The organism is Schaalia sp. HMT-172 (assembly GCF_030644365.1).
Classification (GTDB): Bacteria; Actinomycetota; Actinomycetes; order Actinomycetales; family Actinomycetaceae; genus Pauljensenia.
On the sequence record NZ_CP130058.1, the window covers coordinates 876,579 to 898,292 of the forward strand.

At 65.7% G+C, this 21,714-nt stretch carries 20 protein-coding genes; 11 read left to right on the top strand and 9 right to left on the bottom strand.

Features of this window, described 5'->3' with window-relative positions; translation table 11 throughout:
- Positions 1-10: 10 nt before the first annotated feature.
- Together QU663_RS03565 and QU663_RS03570 are read right to left on the bottom strand one after the other, a co-directional pair.
- On the bottom strand, positions 11-595 hold the full coding sequence (locus QU663_RS03565; RefSeq protein WP_021612099.1) for a TetR/AcrR family transcriptional regulator: 585 nt from the start codon (positions 593-595) through the stop codon (positions 11-13).
- Positions 596-992: 397 nt separating this feature from the next.
- Positions 993-1,532 (bottom strand): TetR/AcrR family transcriptional regulator, encoded by a 540-nt coding sequence (locus QU663_RS03570; protein ID WP_021612098.1) that lies wholly within the window; start codon positions 1,530-1,532, stop codon positions 993-995.
- Between the two features lie 242 nt (positions 1,533-1,774).
- On the opposite strand from QU663_RS03570, the gene recO reads away from it, so the two are divergent.
- Positions 1,775-2,512: a DNA repair protein RecO gene (recO, locus tag QU663_RS03575; protein ID WP_021612097.1), complete on the top strand. Its 738-nt coding sequence runs from the start codon at positions 1,775-1,777 to the stop codon at positions 2,510-2,512.
- Entirely contained in the window at positions 2,509-3,333 is an 825-nt protein-coding gene (locus tag QU663_RS03580; protein ID WP_021612096.1) for an isoprenyl transferase, read from the top strand. The genes recO and QU663_RS03580 overlap by 4 nt, the downstream gene beginning before the upstream one ends.
- On the opposite strand, the gene QU663_RS03585 is transcribed toward QU663_RS03580, so the two are convergent.
- The 6 genes from QU663_RS03585 to QU663_RS03610 all read right to left on the bottom strand — a co-directional run bounded on the left by QU663_RS03585 (position 3,330) and on the right by QU663_RS03610 (position 8,240).
- Positions 3,330-3,872 (bottom strand): membrane protein, encoded by a 543-nt coding sequence (locus QU663_RS03585; protein ID WP_034481518.1) that lies wholly within the window; start codon positions 3,870-3,872, stop codon positions 3,330-3,332. The two genes, QU663_RS03580 and QU663_RS03585, sit on opposite strands and share 4 nt — an antisense overlap.
- Positions 3,873-3,964: 92 nt before the next feature.
- Positions 3,965-4,363, bottom strand: coding sequence for a Fur family transcriptional regulator (locus QU663_RS03590; protein ID WP_021612094.1), 399 nt, complete (start codon positions 4,361-4,363; stop codon positions 3,965-3,967).
- Positions 4,351-5,301 carry a metal ABC transporter permease gene (locus tag QU663_RS03595; RefSeq protein WP_021612093.1) on the bottom strand — a complete coding sequence of 317 codons (951 nt, stop codon included), beginning with the start codon at positions 5,299-5,301 and terminating at the stop codon, positions 4,351-4,353. Before QU663_RS03595 ends, QU663_RS03590 begins: the two co-directional genes overlap by 13 nt.
- Positions 5,294-6,139: a metal ABC transporter ATP-binding protein gene (locus tag QU663_RS03600; RefSeq protein ID WP_034481516.1), complete on the bottom strand. Its 846-nt coding sequence runs from the start codon at positions 6,137-6,139 to the stop codon at positions 5,294-5,296. Before QU663_RS03600 ends, QU663_RS03595 begins: the two co-directional genes overlap by 8 nt.
- Positions 6,136-7,158: a metal ABC transporter substrate-binding protein gene (locus QU663_RS03605; RefSeq protein WP_021612091.1), complete on the bottom strand. Its 1,023-nt coding sequence runs from the start codon at positions 7,156-7,158 to the stop codon at positions 6,136-6,138. The genes QU663_RS03600 and QU663_RS03605 overlap by 4 nt, the downstream gene beginning before the upstream one ends.
- Before the next feature lie 65 nt (positions 7,159-7,223).
- A complete protein-coding gene (locus QU663_RS03610) occupies positions 7,224-8,240 on the bottom strand; it encodes a LacI family DNA-binding transcriptional regulator (protein WP_021612090.1) in 1,017 nt (338 codons plus the stop codon).
- Positions 8,241-8,402: 162 nt separating this feature from the next.
- On the opposite strand from QU663_RS03610, the gene QU663_RS03615 reads away from it, so the two are divergent.
- The 9 genes from QU663_RS03615 (at position 8,403) to aroD (ending at position 19,072) form a co-directional block, all read left to right on the top strand.
- Positions 8,403-9,626 (top strand): extracellular solute-binding protein, encoded by a 1,224-nt coding sequence (locus tag QU663_RS03615; RefSeq protein WP_021612089.1) that lies wholly within the window; start codon positions 8,403-8,405, stop codon positions 9,624-9,626.
- Positions 9,627-9,843: 217 nt separating this feature from the next.
- Complete coding sequence (locus tag QU663_RS03620; protein WP_034481513.1) at positions 9,844-11,430, top strand: ABC transporter permease subunit; 1,587 nt, start codon at positions 9,844-9,846, stop codon at positions 11,428-11,430.
- Positions 11,430-12,326, top strand: coding sequence for a sugar ABC transporter permease (locus QU663_RS03625; protein ID WP_021612086.1), 897 nt, complete (start codon positions 11,430-11,432; stop codon positions 12,324-12,326). Before QU663_RS03620 ends, QU663_RS03625 begins: the two co-directional genes overlap by 1 nt.
- Positions 12,327-12,821: 495 nt before the next feature.
- Positions 12,822-13,211, top strand: coding sequence for a GntR family transcriptional regulator (locus QU663_RS03630; RefSeq protein WP_009057142.1), 390 nt, complete (start codon positions 12,822-12,824; stop codon positions 13,209-13,211).
- The gene (locus QU663_RS03635; RefSeq protein ID WP_021612084.1) at positions 13,208-14,101 is read left to right on the top strand and encodes an ABC transporter ATP-binding protein; all 894 of its coding nucleotides are present in this window, start codon (positions 13,208-13,210) and stop codon (positions 14,099-14,101) included. The genes QU663_RS03630 and QU663_RS03635 overlap by 4 nt, the downstream gene beginning before the upstream one ends.
- The gene (locus tag QU663_RS03640) at positions 14,098-14,802 is read left to right on the top strand and encodes a hypothetical protein (RefSeq protein ID WP_021612083.1); all 705 of its coding nucleotides are present in this window, start codon (positions 14,098-14,100) and stop codon (positions 14,800-14,802) included. Before QU663_RS03635 ends, QU663_RS03640 begins: the two co-directional genes overlap by 4 nt.
- A gap of 726 nt (positions 14,803-15,528) precedes the next feature.
- A complete protein-coding gene (locus tag QU663_RS03645) occupies positions 15,529-16,917 on the top strand; it encodes a glycine--tRNA ligase (RefSeq protein WP_021612081.1) in 1,389 nt (462 codons plus the stop codon).
- 40 nt (positions 16,918-16,957) lie between these two features.
- Complete coding sequence (gene dusB / locus QU663_RS03650; protein WP_034481535.1) at positions 16,958-18,235, top strand: tRNA dihydrouridine synthase DusB; 1,278 nt, start codon at positions 16,958-16,960, stop codon at positions 18,233-18,235.
- A gap of 12 nt (positions 18,236-18,247) precedes the next feature.
- Entirely contained in the window at positions 18,248-19,072 is an 825-nt protein-coding gene (gene aroD, locus QU663_RS03655) for a type I 3-dehydroquinate dehydratase (protein WP_021612079.1), read from the top strand.
- 364 nt (positions 19,073-19,436) lie between these two features.
- Here aroD and QU663_RS03660 read toward each other — a convergent pair whose 3' ends face one another.
- The gene (locus tag QU663_RS03660; RefSeq protein ID WP_021612077.1) at positions 19,437-21,563 is read right to left on the bottom strand and encodes a glucose PTS transporter subunit IIA; all 2,127 of its coding nucleotides are present in this window, start codon (positions 21,561-21,563) and stop codon (positions 19,437-19,439) included.
- Positions 21,564-21,714: the final 151 nt, after the last annotated feature.

The following is a 21,714-nucleotide window of genomic DNA, read 5'->3' on the forward strand; positions in this document are numbered from 1 at the left end:
CTTCGCGTTCTCAGGCGCGTCCCGGGGCCGCGGTGGGTTTCTCGGAGAAGAGCGTGAGCGCCCGCAACACCTGCCCGTCGAGGATGCGGGCGATCCGTTCGGTGAGGATGTAGGGGTCGGCGCTCATGCCGGTCGCGATCCACTGGGAAATGTGGCCGAGGATGGCAAGCGTGAAGTGGTCGGTGATGAATATGCGGTCGCCCTCGGTGACGGTGAGGTTGGCGCCGAGCTGGTCGACGATGGGCTCCATGACGGCACGCAGCTGCTTGTGGAGAAAGATCTGGAGTTCCTCCATGCCGAGCGAGGAGATGACCGAGCGTGTCTCCTCCGGGTGGGACTGCATCCATACGAGCATTGCGAGCAGCCCGTCCGACCAGTCGTCGTAGGTCGCGTGGGAGAGGATTTGGTCCGCGACCTCGCGCTTGAAGACCCACACGGTCAGGTCACGAATGTCGGCAAAATGATAGTAGAACGCCTGACGGGTCACGCCGGCAGCGCGCGTGAGCCCGGAGACCGTCACCTTAGACAGTGGTGTGGTCGTGAGTGCGTCGCGCAGCGCGAGCGCGAGCGCCGTTTTCGCATCGGGGTGGGGCATCGGAGGTCCTCGTCGACGGTCAGAGAGAGGTTACGTGCGAACTATACATGTCAGAATGCGGAACCGCTTAATCCCGCGCCTAGACACAACTGACCAATTGTACAGCGCGTCCCTGGCCACACGTGAATACTCTGACCATATTGCGTCTTGACACCTCGGGCTGACCGCAATCAAAAAGTTATAAACAGGCGCGCTGTGGGCATTTGGGGATGTGCTGCGTGAGCTGCGCGTGCGTCGTGGGGCGGTCGAGAGTGAGTCAATGGTCAGGTTATCGTTCGTGGTTCGTCGTCACAGGGGATTGGTGTTGCGCGGCATGAAGAACCCCGGCCTCGTCGAGTGGGACGAGGCCGGGGTGGGCTGCGTTGTGCACCCTCACGCGGCTGGTGGGAAGGCCGCGTTACTGTGCCAGGCGGGCCAGGGCCGGGGTGGTCTGGTCGGTCATGAGGATGCGCATGCGTGCGATGGCCAGTGAGGGGTTCACCTCTAGGCCGGAGAGCATCCACTGGGCCATGTGGGCGCCGGTGGCCAGGGCGAAGTGCTGGGCGACGACGTCGCGCGCGGTGGCCGAGGCGGAGCCGGGCAGGCGGGACTCGATGAGTTCCTGTGCGTTCGAGATCAGGAAGGCCCATAGGTCGTTGGCCTCGATCGTCTTCATGGCGGCGGCGGTCTCGTCGCGGTGCTCATGCATCCACATCATGGTCGCTTCGACCGCGTCGAGCCATTCTCCCGAACTGGCGGTCAGGCGAGATGTGACTTCCTCGCGGAAAACCCACGCATTGAGGTCCTTGAGGGAGTTGAAGTGGTAGTAGAACGCTTGTCGGGTGACTCCTGCGGCGCGTGTCAGTGCGCTGACAGAGATCTTTGACAGCGGGGTCTGCGTCAGGGCCTGGCGCAGGGCTGTGCCAAGCTTTTCGCGAGCATCAATCGGGGGAGCCATTTGTTTCCTTCCTTCGACGGTTACGAGTAAACCATAACCAGTTACGAGAAAACTATCTACTCGAAAACTCTTTGCCGGCTGTTAGACCGACCACGCTGTCAGTTTCCCACACTTTGTTGACAACGCCCACAGCTGGACTTGTCGGTGGATGTGACACCGCACTTCACACGAAATTTCGCCACGCGCGACGCCGCGCACCCCACGCCACCTGGGCCTCGACCCCGTGACACAATGGCCTCGTGATGAAGTCCTACCGAGACGAGGCGATCGTCCTACGCACCCACAAGCTGGGCGAAGCCGACCGCATCATCACCCTGCTCACCGCCGAACATGGCCAGGTTCGAGCCGTCGCCAAAGGCGTGCGCAAGACGACCTCCAAGTTCGGTGCCCGCGTCGAACCCTTCTCCGTCATCGACGCCCAGCTGCACCGCGGACGCACCCTCGACACCCTCACGCAGGTCGCCTCCATCGCCCAATACGGCGACGCCATCGCCGCCGACTACGACCTCTACCTCGCGGCCACCGTCGTCGTCGAAACTGCGCAGCGACTCACCGCCGACGCTCACGACGGCACCCACTCCCAATACCTGCTCCTCCTCGGGGCCCTCAACGCGCTCGCGCGGGGGCGCCACCATCCCACCCTCACCCGCACCTCCTACACGCTGCGCGCCCTCGCCCTGGCCGGATGGGCCCCCTCCTGCTTCGACTGCGCCGTGTGCGGCGCCCAAGGACCCCACTCCTCGTTCTCCATCCCCGACGGCGGCGCCGTGTGCGACACCTGCCGGCCGCCCGGGGCCTCCTCGCCCGCCCCCGACACCCTCGCCCTCCTCGGCCAGCTCCTCAGCGGCGACTGGGCGCGCGCTGACCACTGCGAGGCCTACGCGCGCACCGAGGCCTCGGGACTCATCTCCTCCTATACCCAATGGCACCTCGAGAGGCGCCTGCGCTCACTGACCGTCATCGACAGGAGTCACCCATGACCACCCACCGACCCACCCCCATGGACCGAGCCCCCTCCGACCCGAGCGCCCCGCTCCTCGGCCCCGGCCAGTGGCACATCCCCGCCCCCGCGTTTCGCAAGGGTGAAGCCCCCGCGCACGTCGCCCTCATCATGGACGGCAACGGACGATGGGCCAACGCCCGCGGGCTCGCCCGAACCGAGGGACACCGCGCGGGGGAGTACGCCCTCATGGACACCATCGCCGGAGCCATCGACGCGGGCGTGCGCTACCTGAGCGTCTACACCTTCTCCACCGAAAACTGGAAGCGCTCGCCCGCCGAGGTCTCCTTCATCATGAACTACGCCTCCGACGTCCTCGCGCGGCGCACCGACCAGTTGGCCGAGTGGGGAGTACACGTGCGCTGGAGCGGGCGGCGCCCCCGCCTGTGGACCAGCGTCATCAAGGCCCTCGAAAAGGCCGACCGCGCGACCTCCCACTGCAACACCCTCGACCTGGTCATGTGCGTCAACTACGGGGGGCGTGCCGAACTGGCCGACGCCGCGCGATCGATCGCCGAGGGAGTCGCGTCCGGGAGGCTGAGCCCGCGCGGCGTCACCGAAAAAACCCTGGCACGCCACCTCTACCTGCCCGACGTGCCCGACGTCGACCTCATGATCCGCACGTCGGGAGAGCAACGCCTGTCCAACTACCTGCTCTGGCAGATGGCCTACGCCGAAATGATGTTCGTCGACACCCCCTGGCCCGCGTTCGACCGCGAGGAGCTGTGGGGGTGCCTGGAGGAATACGCGGGACGGGACCGCCGCTTCGGCGGTGCCATCGACCGCGTCTCGCAGGCCTAGGCCGCCTCCTCCTCGACAGCGGCGTCGACGGTGGCGCGCTTGCGGCGGCCCCACCACACCTTGGCGGCGATCAAGCAGACGATCGCGCCCAGGCCCGCCCAACCCCACGGGGAACCGGCAATCGCACGGATGGTCGCGGCGAAGACCGCCAGCATACCGAGGCCGTACAGGAGCGCCCACAGGATGCAGCCCGGGATCATCGCGATGGTGTAGGTGCTCCAACGCATGCGCACCAGGCCGGCTCCCGCGTTGACCGCCGTCTGGATGCCCACCGTCAGGAAGCACAGGGGGATGACGATGATTCCCCACTTGTCCAGCATCGCCGCGCCCCTGCGCGGGATGGGGCCATCGAACCAGCGTGCGACGGAGCCTGGGAATCCCTTGCGGCCGCTGGCCAAGAGCGCGCCAGAGGCGGCCCCGCGCGCGAGCCAGTAGGTCAGTTGTGCGCGCAAGAGGACGACCATGAAGAGGAACACGAAGAGCCAGATGCCCTCGCGCGCAAAGGCGGAGACCATGTTGTTGATTCCTGCGCTGAACACAAAACCCTCCGCAGATGGGTAACCAAACGAAGCCTATCCTAACCTACCGTTGGGGAGGTAGGTACGCCGACCGTGCGATGCTCGGGCTATCCTTAGCGCGCGGTCCCCTTATCCCGGCACGACGCACACAGCCCGAAGAGCTCGAGGGAATGCTCAACATCGGAAAACCCGTGGTCGGCCGCGACGGCAGACACCCACGACTCGATCTGGGACTGCTCAATCTCCTCGGTGAAGCCGCACGTTCGGCACACCAGGTGATGGTGATGGTGCTCGCTCGTGCAACTGCGATACAGGACCTCGCCCTCGGAGGAACGCAGCGTGTCCACGCGCCCGTCCTCGGCAAGCCCCTGCAACGAGCGGTACACGGTCGCCAGGCCCACGCGCTGCCCCTGGGAATGCAGGTCCTCAAAAATTTGCTGAGCGCTGCGGAAGTCGCTGACGCGCGTCAGCTCGTCCAAGACGGCCTGGCGCTGCTTGGTCATGCGCTGCATGTCTGGTCCTTCCGTGGGGCGTGTGAGCGGGCGGTGGAGCGCTCGGGATGCTGGTTGTGCGTGCGTGCCACGCGCAGCCTGCGCACCCGGCGGATGCGGTCCCGGGCTGCCCTGATCATAAACCCGATCGCGTAGAGGCCGATAGCGCCCACAACGATCGTCGCGCCCGGCGACAGGTCGACGAAATAGGTCAGGGACAGGCCGCACGTGCAGATCAGGACTCCCAGGCCCATGGCGATGCCCATCGTGGATCGGAAGGAGCGGGCGCCCAGCTGTGCGATGGCGACGGGGATCACCATGAGGGCGCTGACCAGCAGTGAGCCGACGACGCGCATTGCAACAGCGACCGTGAGGGCCGACAGGATGGCGACGAGGAGGGAGAGCGTGCGCACGGGCAGCCCCGTGGAGCGCGCGAAGTCCTCATCGTTGGTAACCGAGAAGAGCGCGGGAGCCAGGCCGACGCCGAGCGCCACGATGGCCACGCCCAGGATCGTGATGAGCGCGATGTCGCTCCAACGAACGGTCGAGATGGAGCCGAAGAGGTAGGAGTTGAGCTGCGCGGATGTGCCGCCCGCCAGGCCGATGAGCAAGACGCCGCCCGCGATGCCTCCGTAAAAGAGCATGGCCAGCGCGGTGTCGCCCGACGTGCGTCCGCTCTGACGGACCAGCTCGATGGTGACCGCGCCGAGCAGGGAGACGACGACGGCTCCGGGGATCGCCCACGAATCGGCGGGGGTCACGTTCGCGAAGGTGCCGACTAGCCAGCCCAGGGCCACGCCGGTGAGCGAAATGTGCCCGATTCCGTCTCCGAGCATCGCGAGCCTGCGGTGGACCAGGTAGGTCCCGATGATCGGAGCAGTCAGCCCGACGATGAGTGCGGCCAGGAGTGAGCGCTGCATCATCTGGGAGGACAGGAGGGTGGTCAGGGCGTCAATCATTGTCTGTTCCCGTCCAGATTCCGCTGACGAGGCCGTGGTCGCCCTGGGAGGGTGCGGTGGCCTCTGAGGAGTGGCAGTGGTCGCCGCCACCGTGGTGCTGCTCGTGGTCGTCGTCGATGTGAGGGGCGCCGTCGTAGGAGACGTGGCCGGCGCTGATGTGGAGCTCGCGGTCCAGGAGGGGGCCGAGTTCGCCGAGCTCGTGCAAGACGATGAGAATGGTCGTGCCTTCGGCCTTTGCGTCGGCGACGATGTCCGCCAGGCGCGCCCGGGAGGTGGCGTCGATTCCGGCCATCGGCTCGTCCATGATGAGCAGCTCGGGGCGGCGTACGAGGGCGCGCGCGATGAGGACGCGCTGGGCCTGGCCACCCGAGAGGATGTTCATGGGGGAGTGGGCGCGGTGGGCCATGCCGACGCGCTCGAGGGCGTCCATCGCGCGGGCCGTGTCCCCGGGCATCGCCCACAGGCGACGAGGCCCGAGCAGGCCGGAGCGCACGACCTCGATGGCGCTTGAGCTGACGGCTCCTCCCGACGAGATGCGCTGGGGCACGTATCCGATTTTCTGCCAGGGTACGCGGCGTCGAGCGGTGATCGAGCGGCCGAAGAGCAGAGCGTCGCCGCTGGTGATGGGGGCTGTGCCGAGCAGTGCCTTGAGGGTCGTGGACTTGCCCGATCCATTCGATCCGGTGATGGCCACGGTCTGGCCGGCGGGGATGGACAGGGTGATCCCGTGGAGGATCAGGTCCGTGTCCCAGGCGACGTGCAGGTTATCGAGCCGCACGACGGCGGGAGCCTCCGCGTGGGAGGCTCCCGCCGTCGTGGTGGTGTCAGTCGTCATCACTGGCAGTTGTTTGCTGTCGCCAGGGCGTTGATGTTGTCCTTCATGACGGCCGCGTAGTCCTTGGAGGAGTCGGTCTGGGACTCGATCGGGTCCAGGACGGCCGTGGAGATGCCGAGGTCGTCGGCCAGGGTCTGCGCGACCTTGGGGTCGATGAGCGCCTCCGTGAAGATGGTGGTCACGCCCTGTTCCTTGGCGATCTGGCCAATCTCGGCGAGTCGCGCGGGTGAGGGGGAAGAGTCGGGGTCGAGGCCCGAGATGCCCACCTGGGTCAGGCCGGTGCGGTCTGCGAGGTAGCCGAACGCGGTGTGCGCGGTGACGAAGGTCTTGATCTGGCAGGTCGCGGTCTTCGCGACGAGGTCGTCACCCAGGGCGCTGAGTTCTTCGTTCAGGGCCTTAGCGTTGGCCTTGTAGGTGTCGGCGTTGGCTGGGTCGGCCTCGGCGAGCTTGTCGCCCACCAGGGTCGCGGCGCTCGCCATGCGCACCGGGTCCAGCCAGAAGTGAGGGTCGGCGCTCATATCGTGGTGGTGGCCCTCGTGATCGTGGCCCTCGTGATCGTGGTCGGCGTGCTCCTCGGTGGCGCTCTCGCCGGACTGGGCCTCGTCGGCGTCCTCGTCCTCGCTCGGATGGTTGGCGGACGAGTTGGCCTCGACCAGTTCGACGGCGGGGGAGACGTCAATGACGGTTGTGGGGGCCTGCTGCTCGATGGCCTCGTCCACCGCGGCCTGGAAGCCCGCGAGGTAGACGACGGCGTCCGCGGAGGCCAAGGCGTCGACTGTCTTGGGGGAGAGTTCGAGGTCGTGGGGCTCGGCGCCCGCGGGGGTCAGTGAGGTGACGGTGACGTGCTCGCCGCCGATCTTCTCAGCCAGGTACTGCAGGGGGTAGAAGGACGCCATGACGGTCAGAGTCCCGTCCTTGCTGGCGTTTCCTTCCGAGGAGGGGGCGGAGGAGCAGGCGGACAGTGCGAGCGCTGTGGCGGCCGCGCATGCGGCGGCGAGGAATCTCTTCGACATGAGAATCATTCTCTGGGGCTCTGAGAATCATTGTCAAATCATTCCCAGGGTGCGGACCCCGTCAGGCAGGGGCGTTACTTCGCGCGCGCAGTCGTCGCCCGCACGACCAAATCGGGCGAAAAGACGTAATCGGCGTGCTCAGGAGTGTAGTCGGGTGTGGCCAAGGCCTCGAATAGACTGCGCACCGCCGCCGCGACGATCGCGGGCACAGGCTGGTGGACCGTCGTCAGCCCCGGGCTCAGGTGTGACATGAGGAAAGAATCATCGAATCCGATGACCGAGATGTCCTCCGGGACGGCCAGGCCCAGTGAGGTGATCGTGTGGATCGCGCCGAGCGCCTGCAAGTCGGAGCCCGTCACGATCGCCGTCACGCCGCGCTCGATCAGGCCGTTCGTGTGAGCCGCCGCGGCCTCGTACGTATAGAAGGTCTCCTCGATGATGGGGGAGCGGTCGCCGACCAGTTCCTCCATGACCTGGGTGAAGGCCTCTGCCTTGCGCAGCGCCGGGACAACGTGTGTGCGCCCCGTCAACAGCGCGATGCGCGAATGACCGAGCTCATGCAGATGCGTAACGGCCGCGCGAATGCCCAGAGCGTCACCCGTCGAAAAATCGGGGGCCGGAATCTCCGCTCGCGCCCCGTTGATGGTCACGAGCGGGATCGAATCAGCCACGACCTCGTGATAGGGGCCGAGGTCCGCCAGTAGGTCCGCGTGCCTGCCCGAGACGAAGATCAAGCCTTTGACGCGATGCTCCAAGAGCGAGGAGAGGTGATCGAACTCGGAGGTGGCGCCCGGCGTTTGAGAACGGATCATCGCGATACCCCCAGCCCGCGCGACCTCCTCCTGGAGGTGATGGGCGAAGGTCGCGAAGATCGGATTGGTGAGCTCGGGGACGATGACGCCGATCGCCGGGGTGTCGGGGGTGCGCTCGGGGGTCGGGCGGTCGTAACCCAGCTCGTCAATAGCCGTCAGGACCTTGCGGCGCGTCTCGTCGGAGACCTGTCCGACGCCGTTGAAGACGCGAGAGACGGTGGCTGTCGAGACGCCGGCGTGCGCAGCAATATCAGCCATGCTAATGCGGTTTTTCGTCATCGACTCAACTCTCCTTTGGGTGTGTCCGCTCGACGCTTCGGTACAAATGTAACAGGAAGCTCACAATTCGGAAAATTATTGCAGAAACAAAAACGGAGGTACTACAGTGGCACTAGCAGGTCGCTGACGGAGGCGACCAGCCCGACCAACACAGGAGAAATAATGCGACGTGGCATCGCAGCACTCGGCGTTTTCGCGGCGGCTACCGCCCTGGCCGCCTGCAATAGCAACACCACCCCCACGACGAACTCGTCCGAGAATTCCAACGAGACCCTCGCGACCCTCACCATCTGGGCTGACGACACCCGCTTCTCGCAGGTGCAGTCCTTCGCCGAGGACTTCACGGCGTCGACCGGCGTCGCCGTCAACGTCGTCCAGAAGTCCGAGAGCGACATGGACACCGAGTTCACCACCCAGGTCCCCACCGGCAACGGCCCCGACCTGATCGTCATGGCCCACGACAAGCTCGGCGCCCTCGTCTCTAACGGCGTCGTCGCCCCCGTCGACCTGGGTCAGGCCAAGGATCAGTTCTCCGACGTGGCCGTCAAGGCCGTCACCTACAACGGCCAGACCTACGGCGTCCCCTACGCCGTCGAGTCCGTCGCCCTGGTGCGTAACAATGCGCTCACCCAGGACACCCCGACCACCTTCGACGACATGATCGCCTCCGGCAAGAAGGCGGGCGTTGAGTACCCCTTCATCATCCAGATGGGCGACAAGGGTGACCCGTACCACTTCTACGGCTTCCAGACTTCCTTCGGTGCCCCCGTGTTCAATACCAACGCCGACGGTGAGTACACCTCCGAGCTGGCCATGGGCGGCTCCGGCGGCACCGACTTCGCCAACTGGCTCAAGGCACAGGGTGACGCGGGCATCATCTCCCCCTCGATCACCGGCGACATCGCCAAGCAGGCCTTCCTCGACGGCAAGGCCGCCTACACGGTGACCGGCCCCTGGAACGTCGCCGCGTTCCGTGACGCCAAGATGGACGTCTCCGTCCTGTCCGTCCCCGCCGCCGGGTCGCAGGCCGCTCAGCCCTTCGTTGGCGTCCAGATGTTCTACCAGAGCGCCAAGTCCGCCAACCCGGTCGCCGCCAAGCAGTTCTTCAACTACCTGGCCACCCCCGAGGCCCAGGAACAGATGCAGAAGCTCGGTGGTCGCGCCTCCGCGATGCCGTCGGTCGCCGCCAAGTCGGATGACCAGGACATCAAGGACTTCTCGAAGGTCGCCGAGGCCGGCGCGCTCGCTCCCGCGATCCCCGCCATGGGCTCCGTCTGGAACTACTGGGGCCAGACCGAGGCCAACATCGTGACCGGCACCGAGACGCCCGCCGAGGGTTGGGCTACGATGATCAACAACATCAACAACGCCATCGCCTCCAAGTGAGCGATCGTGGTGGCCGCTAGCGGCCACCACGAAGGCTTGCCATCAGGCGTGACAACGCCCCACCCCCGCCCGCACCCACTCGGCGGGCGGGGGTGGGGCGACGTTGAACACCGCGGCCGCCCAGCGGCCAACAGGCACCCTCGGTGCCCACTTCTTTCCCCGCCGTCCGGCGGGGTACGTCGCAAAGACGCGCGAACGCGCACGTGTGGAGGACACGATGTCTGAGCCAGCGAAGGCTACAGAAAAGAAGAAGACGGGGCCCAAGGCCTCGCACGCGAGCGAAGTGACCAGGCCTGGTTTCTTCGTCAAGCTGATCCTGATGATGCTGATCGACGCCCTGGGGCTGTACGGCATGTTCACCGCGTACCTGGTGAAGTCGTGGACGGTGCTCGCCGTCCTGGCCGTCCTGCTTGCTGTCGTGAACTGGGTGTACTTCTCCAAGCGGATGATCCCCGCGAAGTACCTGGTCCCCGGCATGGTCTTCCTGCTGATCTACCAGGTGTTCGTCATGGGGTACACGGGTTACGTGTCCTTCACGAACTACGGTCAGGGCCACAACTCGACCAAGGAAGACGCCGTCGCCTCGATCTTGAAGGCCGCCGAACAGCGCGCCCCCGGCGCCGAAAACCTTCCCGCCGCCATCGTTGAGGACAGCTCGGGTCTGGGCCTGGCAATCGCTGACAGCTCGACCGGCGCCGTCAAGGTTGGTAACTCCGAGACGCCCCTTCACGAGGTCAACGGCACCGTCTCCGCCGGCATGATCACCGCCGTCGACGGCTACACCGTCCTCAAGCTCAACGAAGTCCTGCAGCGCCAGACCGAGGTCTTCGCACTTAGTGTCCCGGCCTCGGCAGACCCCAACGATGGTCACTACAAGAGCGAGGACGGCTCGACCGCCTACCTGGCCAAGTCCCGCTACAGCTACGATCAGGCGGCCGACACGCTGACCGACACGACGACCGGCGTCGTCTACACGGCCGACGGCAAGGTCGGCGCGTTCGTCGCCCCCGACGGCACCCAGCTCGATCCAGGCTGGCGCGTCTTCGTCGGCTTCGACAACTACATGAACATGTTCGCCCGCGGCGACCTGGCCGGCCCCTTCCTGAAGGCCCTGCTGTGGTCCTTCATCTTCGCCGCGGCCTCGGTCCTGTCGACCTTCGCGCTCGGCCTGATCCTCGGCCTCGTCTTCGCGGACAAGCGCATCAAGGGGCGCAAGATCTACCAGTCCCTCATGATCCTGCCCTACGCCTTCCCGGCGTTCCTGGCCACCCTGGTGTGGAAGGGCATGCTCAACAAGGACTTCGGCTTCATCAACGACGTGGTCCTCGGCGGCGCGCACATTCCGTGGCTGACGGACGGAACGCTGGCGAAGTTCTCGATCCTGGGCGTGAACCTGTGGCTGGGCTTCCCCTACATGTTCCTCGTCTGCCTGGGCGCCCTGCAGTCCCTGCCGGGCGACGTCGAAGAAGCCGCGAAGATCGACGGCGCCTCCGGCCTGCGCACCGTGTGGTCCATCAAGCTGCCCCTCGTGCTGCAGTCCACCGTGCCGCTGCTGATCGCCTCCTTCGCGTTCAACTTCAACAACTTCTCGCTCATCTACATGTTGACCGGCGGTGGCCCGAACTACCCGGGCATGGATGTCGGCCAGACTGACATCCTGATCTCGATGGTCTACAAGATCGCGATCGAGTCGGGTTCCCCGAACTACGGCCTGGCCTCGGCCATGTCCATCGTTATCTTCATCGTCGTGGGCGTGATCGCGTGGCTCGGTTTCCGCCAGACGAAGACCCTTGAGGAGCTGTGATGAGTGCTGCAACAGTGAAGAAGAATCGCCAATCCACCCTCAAGGGTGGCCGCTGGTGGAAAGAGGTCGGCTGGCGCCACATCGTCGCCATCCTGATGATCATCTACTGCCTGGTCCCGCTGCTCTACGTCCTGTCGGTGTCCCTGAACCCCGGCGCGACGCTGACCGGCTCGAACAGCCTCTTCTCGAACGTGTCCCTCGAGAACTTCATGGCGCTGGGCTCGGGCAAGTATGCCGCCTACTGGTCGTGGGTCGTCAACTCGCTCATCGTGTCCACCGTGACCGCGGTTGGTACCGTCCTCATGGGCGCAGCAGCGGCCTACGCGTTTAGCCGCTTCCGGTTCAAGGGGCGCCGCGGCACCCTGACCGGCCTGCTGCTCGTTCAGATGTTCCCGCAGATGCTGGCCTTCGTGGCCCTGTACCTCCTCCTCCTGGGCATCCAGGACATCTTCCCGGTCATGGGCCTGAACTCCAAGCTCGGCCTGATCTGCGTCTACCTCGGTGGCGCGCTCGGCTCGAACACCTTCCTGCTCTACGGCTTCTTCAACTCGATTCCGCGTTCGCTGGACGAGGCAGCCATGATCGACGGTGCGACGCACGCCCAGACCTTCTGGACGATCATCATGCCGCTGGTTCGCCCGGTTCTGGCGGTCGTTGGCCTGCTGAGCTTCATCTCCTCGCTCGGTGACTTCGTGATCGCGAAGGTCGTCCTGCAGGATCAGAGTCAGTTCACGCTGGCGGTCGGCATGTACATGTGGGCTGCCGACGAACGTACCGCCCCGTGGGGCATCTTCGCGGCGGGCGCCGTCCTCGCGGCCATCCCTGTCATCCTGCTCTTCCAGTACCTGCAGAAGTACATCGTCTCCGGCCTGACCGCCGGCGGCGTCAAGGAGTAAGCCCGCGCCCTCCTGCTGAGTTGGCCCCGGCCTCGTCCCCTATCCCCGTGGGACGAGGCCGGGGCTCTTTCTGTGTGGAGCGGGTAGTGTGCGTGGGGCGGCCAGTTGACGTGCGGGTGTGGATCCGGCATCGAGAGCGCGGGCCTTGCGGGCATCTCGGGCGCGGGCGCGGGCGGGGGCCTTGCGGGCATCTCGGGCGTCGGCATCGCGGGCGCGGGCGTTGCGGGCCTTGCAGGCTTGGTTCCCCAACAATGTCGCACGTAATTCCCATGTAAACCTTTCAAACATTAAAATGTGGTCGTTGGAATTGCAACGTTTGTGGGCGGTGTTAAAACCTGACCGGGGGGAATTACGTGCGAGATTTGGGTAGGGGGAGTGGATTTGTTGTTGTAGATATGATCTGGGACTCATTCATTGTGGGAGCTTGACGGGTTACCTGGTTCTATGGTTCATTAGTCATGTAATGAACCGCAGAACTTGAAGGGAGGGTTACGAATGGCACCCACGTTCGTCTCGGGGATCCCGATCTACGTGCAGATCGCCGACGACATCCGCGCGCAGATCCTGCGCGGCGCGCTGCGCGCCGGGGACCAGCTCACCTCCACCACGGAGTACTCCGCGACCTATCGCATCAACCCGGCCACCGTCGGCAAGGCCTTCGCCATCCTCGTCGATGAGGGCCTGGTTGAGAAGAGGCGCGGCATCGGCATGTTCGTCGCCGAAGGCGCACAGCACACGCTCGTGGCCGACGGACTCGCATCCTACGTGGAGGAGACCCTGAACCCCGCCGTCGAAGCGGGCCTGGCCCTGGGCCTCGACATCGACGCCATCATCGACCACGTCCGCGCCTACGGCGCCGACACAACCGCCAAGGACAACTCATGATCACCCTCAACTCCATCAGTCACACGTATCCGGGAGAGAGTGAGGCGGCGCTGCGCGATGTGTCCCTCACTCTCGAGGATGCCACCGTCACAGCCCTCGTCGGCCCCAACGGTTCGGGCAAGACGACCCTCATGCAGATCCTTGGTGGCCTGATGGTCCCCACCTCGGGGAGCATTGCCATCGACGGTAGCCAGGCCAGCGGTGACGACCTGCTCACCGGCTCGATCATCGCTTCCTCCGCCCGCGACTTCGATAACCTGTCCAGCCAGTCCCTCGTCACCTATGCGCGTCTGCGACCCACCTGGGACGAGCAGCTTTTCGCCCACTACACCCAGCGCTTCGACCTGACAGTCAACCGCAAGTTTGTGCGCAAGCTCTCCGGCGGGCAGGCAGCCATTTTCTCCGGCTCGATCGCCCTGGCGTCGGGCGCGCCCCTCACCCTCCTCGATGAGATCCAGGCGCCCCTGGACGTGCCCACGCGCTATGCGCTCTACGAGGAGATCCTCGCCCTGGCGGGAGAGGTCATGGAAGGACAGCGAGCACCGCGCCGATTCATCATCTCCTCGCACATGGTGTCCGAACTCGAAAAGGTCGCCGAAGACGTCGTCGTCTTGAAAAAGAGTGAGCTTCTCGCTCACGAGAGCGTCGACGACTTCACCTGCAGAGTCTGTGCACTGACCGGCCACGCCTCCGATGTTGAGCGCTTCCTCGCCGCCCACCCGGACCTCGCCCTCATCGCGAGCCGCGAACTCGGCCCCACGCGAGAAATCGTCGTGGACCTGCGCGCTAGCGCCGTCGGAGAAACTGAGCTAGCAACCCACTCCCTGACCTCTTCGCCCTGTTCCTTCCAGGACGCCTTCGCCTACCTCATCCAGGAGAACGACCAATGAGCACCGCAACCACCGTCTCCCGCACCCCCAGCGCCTGGCGCCTCGGCATGGTCAGTATCTGGCCTGCAGTCCTTTCCTGCCTCGGCGGCATCGCCGCGCAGTATGCACTCAACGCACTCTTCGCCATCGTCTTCGGTGCAAGCAGCGATAGGGGCCCGGAGTCCGTCAGTCTGGCAGCCTTTAACGCAGCTTTAGTTGTGGGGATCGTCCTCGTCGTTGCAGGGGTCAACCAGACGATCTCGTACATGCGCGCAGGGTCGCTGAGCGGAGCACCGCGCCGCACCCTGGCGCTCGCGAGCTACGTCACCTCCGTCGTGTGCATTGCCATGGGCAGCATCATCTGGTGGGTGCTCATCCTGGTCCGGCCGTACCTGTTTTTCATGCCGAAAACGGTCTACACCCCCGGCGTCGACACCTGGTTGCTCGTCGTGGTCTTTTGGATCACCTGTGACGCCGCAGGTCGCCTCGGCGCGAACGTGTTCCGGCGTCGTGGTGGGGGATGGAGAGTCGCCATCGCGTCGTTCGTGGGCGCCCTTACCGTCGCCGTCCCGGCTGCCTGGCTGCCGCTGACCCTCATTCACAAGGCCGGAGTCACCGGTCCCATGCCCCCGTCCCTCTGGCTGTTGGGAATCATTCCCCTCGTCGTCGTGATCGCGAACTGGCGCCTGACCCTCACGGGCAGGATCCGCGGCCTCAACTGAACGTCAGTTGGGCTTTGGGCGCGTGACCCCAGACCCGGCCCCGGCCTCGTTCCCTCCCGTTGGAGCGACGAGGCCGGGGCTGTTTTATGCATTCGGGCGTGTTGTGGTGGCGCCATGTGAGTGTCCAGGCGCTGCGAGTTGCTGTGGGGGGATGCTCAGGCGCTACTTGTTGCTGAGTGCGGCACCGTAGTTCTGTGCGCGCCCTGCAATTTCGCATGCAATTCGATGATGGAATGTTCAATCGTATGCTGAAAATGGCGGAATTTCAACGATATTATTTCATCGCATGAAATAGGTAAAGGGGAATTGCCTGCGACTTTTGGGGTGCTGTGCTTGGTGAGCGTGGGTGGTGGCTGTCGGCGCTGTCAGCTCTGTTGGTGCTGGCATGCGCGCATGTGGATAGGTTCGAAGTTGGCGTGCTCGCACTCGCCGTAGCGGAGCCTGCCCCTCCTGATCCGGATAGGTTACGACGATGTGGATAGGTTATTGACATCTGGATAGGTTAATAACCTATCCGGATCTGCATAACCTATCCGGATGCTCACAACCTATCCGCGAGCGCGCCGGGCGAAGAGCGCCGCAGGGCCCCGCCAGAACTCCCGGCGCGCACCTGTGGTGGGATCCATGAGCGCGGAGGGGCCCGGAGGCGCCCGAAACAGTAGTTATCGGCTAGTATCGATGGCGACACGACAGCCAGTCGTGCCCCAAATACTCAAGGAGTGACAAGTGGCTAAGGGACCCTCCCGCCTCGACAACGTGATCAGCCTGGCCAAGCGCCGCGGCTTCGTCTTCCCCTGCGGTGACATCTACGGTGGCACCCGCTCTGCGTGGGACTACGGCCCGCTCGGCGTGGAACTGAAGGAAAACATCAAGCGCGCCTGGTGGAACGCCATGGTCCGCCGCCGCGCCGACGTCGTCGGCTTGGACTCCTCCGTCATCCTCCCGCGCGAAGTGTGGGTCGCCTCCGGCCACCTCAAGGCCTTCACCGACCCGCTCATCGAGTGCCTCAACTGCCACAAGCGCGCCCGCCAGGATCAGCTCATCGAAGAGCTCGCCGAAAAGAAGGGCGTCGAAGAGTCCTCCCTGAGCAACGCCGACATCGCCTGCCCCAACTGTGGTGTGCGCGGCCAGTGGACCGAGCCCCGCGCCTTCTCCGGCCTGCTCAAGACCTACCTTGGCCCCGTCGACGACGAGGCCGGCCTGCACTACCTGCGCCCCGAGACCGCCCAGGGCATCTTCGTCAACTACGCGAACGTCATGAACGCCGCGCGCAAGAAGCCGCCGTTCGGCATCGGCCAGATCGGCAAGTCCTTCCGCAACGAGATCACGCCCGGCAACTTCATCTTCCGTACCCGCGAGTTCGAGCAGATGGAACTCGAGTTCTTCTGCAAGCCCGGCACCGATGAGGAATGGCACCAGTACTGGATCGACTACCGCAAGGCCTGGTACGTGGACCTCGGCATCGACCCGGAGAACCTGCGCGAGTACGAGCACCCCAAGGAGAAGCTCTCGCACTACTCCAAGCGCACCGTCGACCTGGAATACCGCTTCGGCTTCCAGGGCAGCGAGTGGGGTGAGCTCGAAGGCATCGCCAACCGCACCGACTACGACCTGACCGTCCACTCGCAGGCCTCCGGCGCGAAGCTCGACTACTTCGACCCGAACACCAAGGAACGCTGGACCCCCTACGTCATCGAGCCCTCTGCAGGCCTGACCCGTTCCCTCATGGCCTTCCTCATTGAGGCCTACCACGAGGACGAGGCCCCCAACGCCAAGGGCGGCGTCGACAAGCGCGTCGTGCTCAAGCTGGACCCGCGCCTGGCCCCCGTCAAGGCCGCCGTCCTGCCCCTGTCCCGCAAGCCCGAACTGACCGGCCCCGCCCAGGAGCTGGCCGACGAGCTGCGCGGTATCTGGAACGTCGACTACGACGACGCCGGCGCCGTGGGACGGCGCTACCGTCGCCAGGACGAGATCGGCACGCCCTTCTGCATCACCTACGACTTCGACTCGATCGAGGACCACGCCGTCACCATCCGCGAGCGTGACACGATGGAGCAGGTGCGCATCCCGCTCGATAAGGTCAAGTCGTACCTGATCGAACGCCTGGGCTGCTGACTTGCAGACAGCCTCCTCGTCCGCAGCGGCCCCTCTTCGCGTGGGGCCGCTGCGCCTGTGGACACCCGTCGTCCTGGCCCCCATGGCCGGGGTGACGGACGTGCCCTTCCGACGCCTGTGCCGCATCATGGGCGAGTCGGGCCTGCCCGACCACCTGCGACCCACCGGCATCCCCTCCTGGGTGGCCGAGTCGGGGGAGGGGGCCACGGCCTCGTCCCCGGACAACGCCGGCGAGAGGGCCAACGAGCCGCGCCACGTCGCCATCCCGCGCGTGGACGCGCCCGCCGGCCTGTACGTCACCGAGATGGTGACCAGCCGCGCCCTCGTTGAAAACAACGAACGCACCTGGGACATGGTGCGCCCCGACCCCGCCGAGCGCGTGCGCTCCCTGCAGCTCTACGGCGTTGACCCCGCCGTCATGGCGAAGGCCGCAACGATGCTCTTCGAGCGCGACCTCACCGACCACATCGACTTGAACTTCGGCTGCCCCGTCCCCAAAGTGACGAAGAAGGGCGGGGGAGCGGCCCTGCCCTGGAAGCGCGACCTGTTCACCGACCTCGTGGGTGCCGTCGTGCGCGCCTCACATGAGGCCGGGGAGCGTGCGGGGCGCGAGATCCCAGTGACCGTCAAGATCCGCATCGGCATCGACTCCGAGCACGAGACCGCGACCGACGCCGCACTGAGCGCGCAGAAGCTTGGCGCCGCCGCCCTCACCCTGCACGCGCGCACCCAGAACCAGCACTATGCGGGACGCGCCCACTGGGACGAAATCGCACGCCTCAAGGACCTGCTCGACATCCCCGTCTTCGGCAACGGCGACGTCTTCGAGGCCGCCGACGCCCTGGCCATGCTCGAGCGCACCGGATGCGACGGCATCAGCGTCGGGCGCGGAGCCCAGGGGCGCCCCTGGATCTTCCGCGACATCGTCGCCGCCTATCACGGTGGGACGATCCCGCCGGGCCCCAGCCTGGCCGAGGTCGTCTCCGTCATCGAACGCCACGCCGCCTGGTGCGTCGTCGACCAGGGCGACGAGGGGCGCGCGCTGCGCGAGATGCGCAAACACATCGGATGGTACCTGCGCGGATTCGCCGTAGGCGGCCCCCAGCGCCACGCCCTGTCCATGGTCTCCACCCTCCAGGAGCTCCACGAGCGCCTCGCCGACCTCGACCTCGACCAAGCGTTCCCATCCGCCGCGCGCGGGCCACGCGGGCGCGCCGGTGGTGAAAAGACCCCCCACCTGCCCGACGGCTGGCTGGACCACCCCTACCTGACAGATGCGGAGCGTTCGCGCCTGCACCTGGCTGAAATCGGCTACTAAAGCGAAGGAATCATGTCGCACCCATCGACGCCCGACCCCGACCCTGCCCCTAGCCTCGTCACCATCGGGCGAGCCGCCAAGAAAGCGACGCTCGGCGCGCGAACCCAGGTGATCGTCCCCGTCTGCGGGGATGCGCACTCCCTGAGCGAGCAGGTCGGCGCCCTGGCCTCCTGCTGCGCCGACATCGTCGAATGGCGAGCCGACACCTACCTGGCCTCCCTGGTGGGATCGCACTTCGTCGCCGCCAGCGAGGTCGCCGACGACCTGGTGCGCATGGCCCGCTACGTCGCGGATGCCTCGCCGCTGCCCGTCCTGGCCACCATCCGCACCTCCGTCGAGGGCGGGGAGGCCTTCCTGGACGACGAGGAGTACTGCGCCCTCGTGGCCGACCTCGCGCCCCTGGTCGGCGGCGTCGACGTCGAGATCTCGCGCGACGGAGCCCACGCTCTGATCGAGCGGGCGCACGCGGCCGGCGCCATCGTCGTCGCCTCCTTCCACGACTTCGAGGCCACCCCCGGTGACGATCAGCTCGCCGAGGTACTGGCCGGCATGAACTATGCGGGCGCCGACGTCCTCAAGTTCGCCTGCATGGCCCACAGCGCCACGGACGCGGCCCGCGTGCTCGGCGCGCAGGCATGGGCGCACGAGGCCTACGACCGTCCCGTCATCGGCATCTCGATGGGGCCCAACGGCGCGCCTACGCGCCTGGTCGGCTCTGCGCTTGGTTCCGCAGCGACCTTCGCAACTCTGCCCGGCGCCGAGGGGAGCGCCCCCGGTCAGTTCACCGTCGAGCAGGTGCGCGCGGTCCTCGACATCGTTGAGGGCTCCGAGGTCTAGAGTTTCTCGTCCTGTGCCGGGGCGTCGCTCGAGGCCGGGGTGCGGAGCCGGGATGCGGACCTCTGGCACGCACCTCGGGAGGCTTCCCCCAAAAGTCGCATGCAATTCGGTTGCCCGAATTTTTTGGGGAGTCTACAAACGTTGGAATTGCAACGACCGTATTTCAATATGTGAAAGGTTGACAGGGAAATTGCATGCGACATTGTTGGGGAACCATGTGGGGCCGCGCCCCGGGCTCTCCAGCGAGACGGCATGTTCTATACACGCGCGCTGAGCGTCCGCGTCGGTTGAACACCCGGCAGATACACGTGTGGGGGCGGGCCTTGCAGCCCACCCCCACAGCGTCAGCGAAACGCCGGGACGCTCACGCCTCCTTGGGAGCCACCGTCACAACGGTCTGGCCGATGGTGACCGGGCCTGGGGCGGCGGGGGTAATCGCGCCGAACTTCTTCTTGTTCGTCACGACCATCGGGGTGATGGTGTCGTAGCCGGCCTCGCGGATGACGTCCCAATCGACCTCGGCCAGGACATCGCCGCGGTGCACGACGTCACCCTTGGCGACGTGGGGGGTGAAGCCCTTACCCTCCAGCTTCACGGTGTCCATGCCGATGTGGATGAGCACCTGCACGCCGGAGGCGGACTTGATGCCGTAGGCGTGGCCGGTGGGGAAGGCCACGGAGACCTTGCCGTCGCACGGGGCGACGACGACCGCGCCAGGGGCGGGGGACACGGCGATGCCGGGGCCGAGGGCACCGGCGGAGAAGGCCTCGTCCGCCACGTCCGAGAGCGCGATCAGCTCGCCCTCCATGGGGGCCGACAGCGTCAGGTCGGCCTTCGCCTCGTCGCTGAACGCGGGAGCCGGGGCGGCCTCAGCTGCGGGAGCGGCGGCGGGAGCCGAGGCATCGGGAGCGGGGGTGGCGGAGACGCCGACCTTCGCGGCCTCCTTCTTCGCGCGCGCCTGCGCCTTCTGCTCCTTCGTGCGGTAGTCGAACAGCACGACCATCAGGAATGCGGTGATGAACGCGGCGGCAATACCCAGGCCGTAGACGGCCGTGGGGGTGAAGACGGGGATCGTCAGCAGTGAGGTGAACACGAAGGTGTTCGTCGTGACGCCGTTACCGATACCGATGACCAGGCCGCCGACGACACAGCCGGTGAGCATCAGCGGGTAGATGCGCTTGAAACGCAGGTGGATGCCGTACAGGGACGGCTCCGAAATACCACCGAAGAGGCCGGCCGCCAGAGCGCCGGACGCGGTCTGACGCATATCGGTGTCGCGGTCGCGGATCGACAGGAAGAGCACGCCGGCCGTTGCGCCGAAGCAGGCGAAGTTCCACGCGCCCATGGGACCTTGAATGAAGTCCGAACCCGTCGAAGCGATGTTGGCCAGCTGCAGGGCGTTGAGGGGCCAGTGCAGGCCGAGGGGCACCAGGAAGGGGTAGATGATCGGGATGATGATCGCGAAGAGGATGGGGGCGTGGCCGTTGAGCCATGCCAGGCCGCCACCCAGGCCGTTGCCGATCCAGATCGACAGGGGGCCGATCAGGAAGGCCGTCAGTGGCATGATGATGATGAAGGAGATGAAGGGGACGAACACCATCTGGACGTTCGCGGGAATAATCCGCTTCAGGCCCTTGTAGACCAGAGCCAAGAGCGGCACCATCAGCAGGGGCACGAAGACCTGGCCGCCGTAGTCGGCCAGCTGGAGCGAGATGCTGTGGGGGAAGGTAACCCGTCCAATGAGGGGGAGCCAGAAGTCGATTTTGTTCAGTATGGGGAAGGCGGACAGCAGGGGTTCAAGTGAGGCGATCTGGGTAACGCACTGCTCGGTGCCCAGGGCAGTCTGCTCACAGGTCGTCTCAGCGAACGAGGAAGCGTTGCTCAGGCCTATGAAGTTGGGGGTGAGCAGCGACAGGATGACGGCGGTGCCGACCCACGGGTCGATGTCCAGCTTCTTGGACGCGTTGTAGGCGACCATGGCGGGCAGGAAGTAGAAGACAGCGCGCCACATGGAGTTCACGTAGCCCAGCCACGCGGGGATCGTCTCCGCGTGCGTATCGACAACGCCACGAGCCTCGAGGACCGCGAGGAACGCCAGGATCAGGGAGGCGCCGAGGAGGACGGGCAGGAGGGGGCGGAACGAGTCAGACAGGTACTCAAAGAACGCGTCGACGAGAGCGTTCTTGCCGCGCGCCTTCGCGCGGGCGGCGGCCTTGACGTCGTCGTTCGAGGCCGTGGCGCCCGACTTCATGGACGGCAGGTTATTGATCTCGTTGAAGACGGACTGAACGGCGCCGCCGATGACGATCTGGTAGCGGTCGCCGGACTGGGGGACTGCTCCGAGAACGCCGTCGATGGCCTCGACCGTGTCCTTGTCGATGACGGAGGCATCGCGCAGTTCGAAGCGCAGGCGCGTTGCGCAGTGGGTGAAGTGTGTGATGTTGTCGGGACCACCGACCGCATCGAGGATTTCCTGTGCCGTGTTGGACACGGGGGACTCCTTCCGTGGATGTGATTCGACGCTGAATGCGACACCTGACATTTATCATGTTTGTACATTTGGTGAAAGACCCGACGGGGTATCTCACAGTAATAAATCGGTCATTTTCAACATCTTTCGGCAACGACGCTGTGACACCCGG

Bases quoted from the DNA above. Each gene is read 5' to 3' on its own strand.
- QU663_RS03595 (WP_021612093.1), bottom strand. From the start codon at position 5,301: ATGATTGACGCCCTGACCACCCTCCTGTCCTCCCAGATGATGCAGCGC.
- QU663_RS03615 (WP_021612089.1), top strand. From the start codon at position 8,403: ATGCGACGTGGCATCGCAGCACTCGGCGTTTTCGCGGCGGCTACCGCC.
- QU663_RS03625 (WP_021612086.1), top strand. From the start codon at position 11,430: ATGAGTGCTGCAACAGTGAAGAAGAATCGCCAATCCACCCTCAAGGGT.
- recO (WP_021612097.1), top strand. From the start codon at position 1,775: ATGAAGTCCTACCGAGACGAGGCGATCGTCCTACGCACCCACAAGCTG.
- QU663_RS03610 (WP_021612090.1), bottom strand. From the start codon at position 8,240: ATGACGAAAAACCGCATTAGCATGGCTGATATTGCTGCGCACGCCGGC.
- QU663_RS03580 (WP_021612096.1), top strand. From the start codon at position 2,509: ATGACCACCCACCGACCCACCCCCATGGACCGAGCCCCCTCCGACCCG.
- QU663_RS03570 (WP_021612098.1), bottom strand. From the start codon at position 1,532: ATGGCTCCCCCGATTGATGCTCGCGAAAAGCTTGGCACAGCCCTGCGC.
- QU663_RS03605 (WP_021612091.1), bottom strand. From the start codon at position 7,158: ATGATTCTCATGTCGAAGAGATTCCTCGCCGCCGCATGCGCGGCCGCC.
- QU663_RS03565 (WP_021612099.1), bottom strand. From the start codon at position 595: ATGCCCCACCCCGATGCGAAAACGGCGCTCGCGCTCGCGCTGCGCGAC.
- QU663_RS03590 (WP_021612094.1), bottom strand. From the start codon at position 4,363: ATGCAGCGCATGACCAAGCAGCGCCAGGCCGTCTTGGACGAGCTGACG.
- QU663_RS03630 (WP_009057142.1), top strand. From the start codon at position 12,822: ATGGCACCCACGTTCGTCTCGGGGATCCCGATCTACGTGCAGATCGCC.
- QU663_RS03635 (WP_021612084.1), top strand. From the start codon at position 13,208: ATGATCACCCTCAACTCCATCAGTCACACGTATCCGGGAGAGAGTGAG.
- QU663_RS03640 (WP_021612083.1), top strand. From the start codon at position 14,098: ATGAGCACCGCAACCACCGTCTCCCGCACCCCCAGCGCCTGGCGCCTC.
- aroD (WP_021612079.1), top strand. From the start codon at position 18,248: ATGTCGCACCCATCGACGCCCGACCCCGACCCTGCCCCTAGCCTCGTC.
- QU663_RS03620 (WP_034481513.1), top strand. From the start codon at position 9,844: ATGTCTGAGCCAGCGAAGGCTACAGAAAAGAAGAAGACGGGGCCCAAG.